At 28.4% G+C, this 669-nt stretch carries 1 protein-coding gene; it reads right to left on the reverse strand.

Annotated elements, in window-relative coordinates; genetic code table 11:
• Positions 1-364 (reverse strand): GNAT family N-acetyltransferase (locus tag CLOBL_RS27305; RefSeq protein WP_077861849.1); only part of this gene is annotated, 364 nt, incomplete at its 3' end.
• Positions 365-669: the final 305 nt, after the last annotated feature.

A 669-nucleotide genomic window follows, 5' to 3' on the forward strand; every position in this document is an offset into this window, starting at 1 on the left:
CAAATCCATATTTCTCATACAACCCATGTGCATTTTTAGTAAGTAAAAGTCCATGTAAATCTTTCAGATCATCATCTCCTATAATGAATTCTACCATTGACTTTCCTAAGCCTTGTCCCCTATGCTCCTTGTCAATAATTACATCACAAAGATAATACGCTGTAGCATAATCTGTAATAATTCTGGCAAATCCAACCTGATTATTATAGTTATCAAATACCCCATAGCATACCGAATTTTCAATTGATTTAACTATTGTTTCTTCTGTACGATCACAGGCCCAATATGTTTGCTTTAGTAGAGCTTTTATACTCTCAATCTGTAACTTTGATTTATCTTTACTAATACAATATTCATTTATCACTTTTATCAGCCTCCAAAGTTAATAAAATAATTATCTTCTCCTTTAAAATTTATTTTAAATCCTTCCCTCAGGGAAGAGTCAACACTAATTTATTATTAGATGACAAAAATTTCTTTTCTACAATATCTAATTTATTAAACTTCTCTTTATTAATTGACTTTGTTTAAAATTTCATTTCCGGTACTTCCATATACCATAAATTATCTAACTCCATAAATAAAAAAGAATGGTCTATTAGGGTGTTATAGACCATTCTGAATACTGGTTAATATTTATTTAATAGGGGATAAATAATGTTTAACTAA

Origin of the sequence: Clostridium sp. BL-8, assembly GCF_002006495.1 — a bacterium.
Taxonomy (GTDB): Bacteria; Bacillota; Clostridia; order Clostridiales; family Clostridiaceae; genus Clostridium.